This window comes from Sphingomonas sp. Leaf37 (genome assembly GCF_920939475.1).
GTDB lineage: Bacteria > Pseudomonadota > Alphaproteobacteria > Sphingomonadales > Sphingomonadaceae > Sphingomonas.
The window spans coordinates 508,478-514,793 of the sequence record NZ_CAKLAX010000004.1; the positions used below are offsets into that span (position 1 = coordinate 508,478).

The 6,316-nt window shown below is 67.2% G+C and carries 3 protein-coding genes; all 3 read left to right on the plus strand.

The features are described from left to right. Positions 1–63: 63 nt before the first annotated feature. On the plus strand, positions 64–1,197 hold the full coding sequence (locus LRA87_RS16205; RefSeq protein ID WP_230781618.1) for a serine hydrolase domain-containing protein: 1,134 nt from the start codon (positions 64–66) through the stop codon (positions 1,195–1,197). Next, positions 1,194–2,744: an N-acyl-D-amino-acid deacylase family protein gene (locus tag LRA87_RS16210; protein ID WP_230781619.1), complete on the plus strand. Its 1,551-nt coding sequence runs from the start codon at positions 1,194–1,196 to the stop codon at positions 2,742–2,744. Before LRA87_RS16205 ends, LRA87_RS16210 begins: the two co-directional genes overlap by 4 nt. Positions 2,745–2,982: 238 nt before the next feature. Then, entirely contained in the window at positions 2,983–6,051 is a 3,069-nt protein-coding gene (locus tag LRA87_RS16215; protein WP_230781620.1) for a TonB-dependent receptor domain-containing protein, read from the plus strand. Positions 6,052–6,316 lie beyond the last annotated feature (265 nt).

The window sequence follows — 6,316 nt, forward strand, 5'->3', positions numbered from 1 at the left end:
TGCTTTGCCGCTTTGATCCGCGCCGCATCCGTGGTTCCTTGTGACGAAACGACGGGAACTGCCATGCTGACGCTCCTAGCCGCCGCCGCCGCCGTTCAGCCGGTCGCCACCGCGCGCGTGACGTTCGACCGTGCCGGTATCGTCTCGACCACGGCGTCCGGTATGGCGGACATCGCCGCCGGGCGGCGGATGCGGGCGGACGATCCGGTGCGGGTCGCGTCGATTTCGAAGCTGGTGACCGCGATCGGCGTGCTGCGGCTGGTCGAGGCGAAGCGGCTGAACCTCGATGCCGACGTATCCGGCCTGCTTGGCTGGCGGTTGCGCAACCCGGCCTTTCCGGACGTGCCGATCACGCTGCGGCTGCTGCTGTCGCACCGGTCCAGCCTGACCGACCGGATCGATTATGTCCTGCCGCTGGATGCCGACATGCGAGCGGTGCTCGCCGATCCGGCGGCGTGGGGTGTCGACCATGCGCCGGGAACGTGGTTCCGCTACACCAACTTCAACTTTCCCGTGATCGCGGCCGTCATGGAACGCGCGACGGGGGAGCGGTTCGACCGTTTGATGGATCGGCTGGTGCTGGCGCCGCTGAAGCTGGATGCCTGTTTCAACTGGGCAGCATGCGCTCCGGGGACGCGGGCGCGTGCGGCCGTGCTGTACCGCGACGGGGTGCCGGTGAAGGACATGGATGCGGCCACCGCCTGTCCGGTGACGCCCGCGCGCGACGGGTCGTGCGATCTCGCCAGCTGGCGAGCGGGGCGCAACGGAGCGACATTCTCGCCGCAGGGAGGATTGCGGATCTCGGCGCAGGGTCTGGCGACGATCGGACGCCTGCTGCTGGGGCAGGGACGGGTCGATGGCGTCCGGCTGCTGACGCCGCGATCGGTGGCGCTGCTGCAAAAGCCCCTATGGCGGTCGGATGGACGCAACGGTGGCGGCGAGGATGGCTTCACCTGTCGCTACGGGCTGGCGGTGGCGTTTCTGGCAACGCCGGAGCCGGGCTGTCGCGACGATCCGTTCGGTGATGGCGGACAGCGGCTGGGGCATGCCGGCGAGGCTTATGGCTTGCGGTCCGGGCTGTGGATCGATCCGGGATCCGGCACCGGCGTCGCCTATATCGCGACCGACGTGCCGGCAGCGCCTGGCGTGCGATCCGCCTATAGCGCGACCGAGGAACGACTGGCGGCGGGACGATGAGGCGCGTTGCCGCACTGATCGCGCTGACCATGCCGGGTGCCGCGCCGGAGCGGGTCGACCTGCTGATCCGCGGCGGCACCGTCTTCACCGGATCGGACGCGCCGTTCGTCGGCGACGTCGGCATCCGCGGCGACCGCATCGTCTACGTCGGTCGGGGCCGGTCGATGGCGGCGAACCGGACGATCGTGGCGCGGGGCATGATCGTCGCACCCGGTTTCATCGATCCGCACACGCATGCCGAGGGAATGCTTGCGAGCGCCGATGCGCGCACGCGGCTGGTGCTGCCGTTCCTGATGCAGGGCGTGACGACCGCGTTCGTCGGCAACGACGGCGGCGGCGACCCGGACGTGGCGGCGGTGCTGGCCCGTGCAAAGACGGCGCCGGTCGGGATCAACTATGCTGCCTATGTCGGTTTCGGTGCCGTACGCAGCGCTGTCGTCGGTGCTGCGCGGCGCCCGCCGACCGCGGGGGAACTCGGACGGATGCGATCGCTGGTCGCGCGCGGCATGTGCGGCGGCGCATTGGGGCTGTCGACCGGGCTGTTCTACGCCCCGCAAAGCTTCGCCACCACCGACGAAGTCGTGGCGCTGGCGCGTGAGGCGGCGACGCGCGGCGGCGTGTACGACAGCCATATCCGCGACGAATCGAGCTATACGATCGGCCTCGCCGCCGCGATCGACGAGGCGATCCGGATCGGCCGCGATGCCGGCCTGCCGGTGCATATCAGCCATATCAAGGCACTCGGGGTCGACGTTCAGGGCCGCGCGCCGGCGATCGTCGCCCAGGTGGCGGCGGCGCGCGCGCGCGGACAGGAGGTGACCGCCGACCAATATCCGTGGAGCGCATCGGGCACCAGTCTGGTCGCCGCGCTGGTGCCGCTGTGGGCGCAGGATGGCGGCCGGACGGCGCTGCTGGCGCGCTTCGACGATGCGGGCGTGGCGGCGCGGCTGCGCGCGGACATATCCGAGAACCTGCGCAAGCGCGGCGGTCCGGCGGCGCTGCTGATCACCGAGGGCGCGGAAAAGGGACGAACGCTGGCGACGGTGGCGGAGGCGCGGGGGCTGGATGCGGCGGCGGCGGCGATCGCGACGATCCGGATCGCCGATCCTGCCGTCGCGTCGTTCAACCAGAGCGAGGGGGACATCGCGACCTTCATGAGCCAGCCATGGGTGATGACCGGATCGGACGCCTCGACCGGGCATCCGCGCGTGTACGGCACCTTCGCACGCAAATATGCGAAATACGTGGTGCAGGATCGCGTGGTGTCGCTGCGGTCGTTCATCGAACGCAGCGGCAGGTCGACCGCGCAAACCTTCGGGCTGGTCGATCGCGGCCGGTTGCGCACGGGCGCGTTCGCCGATGTCGTGGTGTTCGATCCGCGCCGGTTCGCGGCCCGCGCCACCTACGAGCGGCCGGAGCAATTCGCGGTGGGCGTGCGGACGGTGGTCGTCAACGGCAGGATCGCCGTCGACGCCGGCCGTCCGACCGGCGCGGCGGCGGGCCGGGCGCTGGCGCATCGTCCGGCGCGCGGCTGTCCTGCCGATTGAGGCCCGTGCCTGAAGACATCGGTTGCGACATTCCTTCCCCGAAATCCGTCCCGGCCATTCGACTCCGGTGGCCGGCAACCGAGGTCCCTCCGTGGTCCATGGCGAGACGATCTGTCGCTCCGTGGCCACGCTGGGCATAAATTGGTGCGCCGCCGCGATTCTCGCTGGCGTTTCATGACATTTTCGTTGCTAATTCGTGGCAACGCCGTCGGGGGACGGTTGCAGGGGGCAAAAATACATGGCGAGCAGTGGTTTGCGTCGGATTCTGGTGAGCGGCAGCGTGCTGGCAATGGCGTGCGCCAGCGTGGGGTATGCAAGCGCACAGGTCGTCGATCCGCAGACGACGACCCCCGATGCCGCGACACCGACCGGCGCCGCTACGCCGGATACGGGCGCGGGCCTGACCAACGTCAAGGCCGCGGATGGCGACATTCTGGTCACGGGATCGCGGATCAAGCAGGATCCGAACAACAGCGCGCTGCCGTTGCAGATCATCACCAATCAGGAATTGACCCGCAACGGCATCAGCAATCCCGAACAGCTGATCGCCTTCCTGACGACCAACGGCAGCGGCGCGGACAATCTCGCGTCGAACGCCGACGTTACCAGCGGTGCGCAGCGCGGCACCAACGGCCTGTCGGCGGCAAATCTGCGCGGGCAGGGCGCGGCGGCGACACTGGTGCTGCTCAACGGCCGCCGCGTCGCGGCGCACGGGCTGTCCGGATCGGCAGTCGACGTCAACCAGATCCCCTTCGCCGCGATCGAGCGGGTCGAGGTGCTGAAGGATGGCGCATCGGCGATCTATGGCACCGATGCGATCGGCGGCGTCATCAACTTCATCACGCGCAAGGATTACAAGGGCCTCGGGCTTCAGGCCTTCAACGACATCACCGAAGCGGGCGGCGGCAATATCTATCGGCTGTCCGGCGTCGCCGGCTATGGCGATCTGGCCGAACAGGGCTTCAACGTGATGGGGGCGGTCAGCTATAGCTGGAACGAGATCCTGCGCGGCGCGGATCGCGACTTCGTCAACGGCAACCAGCCCAATCGCGGTCTGTCGATCGATACGCGCGGCACCCCGATCGCCACTGCATTCGCGTTGAACAATGGGACTTTCCTGCCGCGTGGGCCGGCAGGCCAGATCGGTACGCTGCTCGGCGGCACGACGGGCACGCTGGGTGCGGGCGGGGCCACCAATGTCGCGCCGCTGACTGGGCTTCAGGTGCCGGGCACCACCACCACTTATGGAGCGGGTGGGATCAACGTTCTCAACCTGCCGGGTGGGGCAGGGTGCGAGACGATGGACGGCGGCATGGCCTATGACGCCGCGCTGTGGAATGCGCCCAGCGCCCGCTACGCCTGTGCATGGGATACGGGCCGGGCCGCGGTGATCCAGCAACCGATCCAGACGCTGACCTACTACGCCCGCGGCGTGGTGCGGATCGCGCAGGAGCACGAACTGTCGCTCGAGGTGACGGGATCGGACGCCAAGTCCGCGAAGAGCTTTTCGAATGCGCAGGTGTCGAGCAATACGTCGAATTTCCAGGTCGCCTATCCGCTGAACGCGTTGACGGCGTCGTCGTACAATGCGGTCTACAACGCGATCGCGGCGCAATTCCCGGGCGTCGCCGGAAATTATGGCAAGCCGATCGCTTTCCGCTGGCGTTGCGTCGCCTGTGGTCCGCGCGAGTACAAGACGGAGACCAAGACGCTGCGCGTCGCCGCGGCGATGGAGGGGCCGTTGTGGACGGCATGGGATTATCGCGCCGGGGCGTCCTATGCCCGCAGCGAGGCGGCGTCGGTGCTCGGCAGCGGCTATTTCTATCGCGGGACATTGGCCAGCGGCGCTTACGATCCGGCGGCACCGACCGCGGCGGGCGCGGCGGGACCGGGCCTCGCCGGCCTCATCAACGCGGGTATCCTCAACCCTTTCAGTCTGACCCAAAGCGATGCGGCGATCGCCGGATTGCAGGCCGTGTCGGCCTTCGGCCAGACGCTGTACGGCGGGCAATATGAGGTGAAGCAGTTCGATTATTCGATCGCCGGCCCACTCGTGCGCCTTTGGGGCGACCGCTCCGTGCAGCTTGCCGCGGGCGTCGATTACCGGCGCGAGACCTATAGTTTCAACGGCTCCGATGCGGCAGCGGCAACCGCTCCGGTAATCTTCCTGGCGGCATTCGACAACGTCAACGCGTTGCGCCAGAAAGAGCGCACGGTGAAGGCGGCTTATGCCGAGATGCTGGTACCGATCCTGCCGGGGCTCGAGGTGACCGGTGCGGTGCGCGTCGACGATTATACCGGCTTCGGCACGACGACCAATCCCAAGGTATCGATCAAGTTCCGTCCGTGGGAACCGCTGATGTTCCGCGGATCCTACAACACCGGATTCCGGGTTCCCGCGTTCAACCAGATCTTCAACGGCGTGACGCTCTCTCCCTATTCGGGCAGCGATCTCGCCGACCCCGTCGCCTGTCCGGGCGGCGTGCCCAACAGCAACAATCCAGCCTGTGCGCTGATCCGTCCGGAGATCGCCACGGGTGGCAATCTGCAGCTCGGACCGGAGACGGCGAAGCAGTTCAGTGCCGGCGTGGTGATCCAGCCGGGGCCGCGGTTCAGCGCGTCGGTGGACTGGTGGAAGATCGATGTCGACGACACGATCCAGACGCTCTCGCTGCGACAACTGATTGATAGCGCTGCGCTGTTCGAGGATCGCTTTATCCGGGATGGCAGCAACACGATCATCGGTATCGACGATCGTGTCATCAACGCCGGCTCGCGCCGCACGCAAGGCCTCGAAGTCGCGGCTCGCGGCGGGGTCGAGGCGCTGGGTGGCGTGCTGTCGACCGGGATCGACGGCACGTTGCTGCTCAAGAAACGCGAGAAGCTGACCCCGACATCGCCCTATAGCGGTAGCCTGATCGGCGTGTTCACCTTTGCCGGCGATCTCGGCGTGCGCTGGAAGCACAATGCGTTCATCAACTATGCCAACGACAAGGTTGTGCTGTCGCTCACGCAGATATTCCGCAAGGGTTACAAAAACTTCGCACTGCCGGGGATCGCAGCGGGCACGGTCACGCGACCCGAATACAATGCGTTCGTGAAGGATTACATCATCTACAACGCCTCGGTCAGCTATATTGCGCTGCCGGGGTTCAAGATCACTGCGGGTGTGCGCAACCTGTTCGACACCGATCCGCCATTCGCCGTTACCTATGACGGCAACACGGGCGCGGGCGGATCGTGGGAGCCTCGCATCGCGGATCCTCGGGGGCGCTCGTTCACGATGAGCGTCGAAGCGAAGTTCTGACGCGCATGCGGCGACGGGGACACCCGTCGCCGCTGCCGCGTTCTGCGCGACAACCCTGGCCAGGATCAGGTCGGTAAAGGAAATGCGGGCAGGATGGGGCAGGGGGCCCGTTGAGGCGCATTTCAACCGCATTGCCCAAAAACTGTAATTTTGGTGTTGACGGGGTTTAGCGGTCCACCTAGATGGGTGTCACCGCAGCGGTGGCCGACACGGCGACTGAGGCAGTCACAACAGACCTGGCGCGCTGACCGCCCCGATAGAAAGG

Excerpts from the sequence above, each read along its gene's own strand:
- LRA87_RS16210 (WP_230781619.1), top strand. The coding sequence starts at position 1,194 with ATGAGGCGCGTTGCCGCACTGATCGCGCTGACCATGCCGGGTGCCGCG.
- LRA87_RS16205 (WP_230781618.1), top strand. The coding sequence starts at position 64 with ATGCTGACGCTCCTAGCCGCCGCCGCCGCCGTTCAGCCGGTCGCCACC.
- LRA87_RS16215 (WP_230781620.1), top strand. The coding sequence starts at position 2,983 with ATGGCGAGCAGTGGTTTGCGTCGGATTCTGGTGAGCGGCAGCGTGCTG.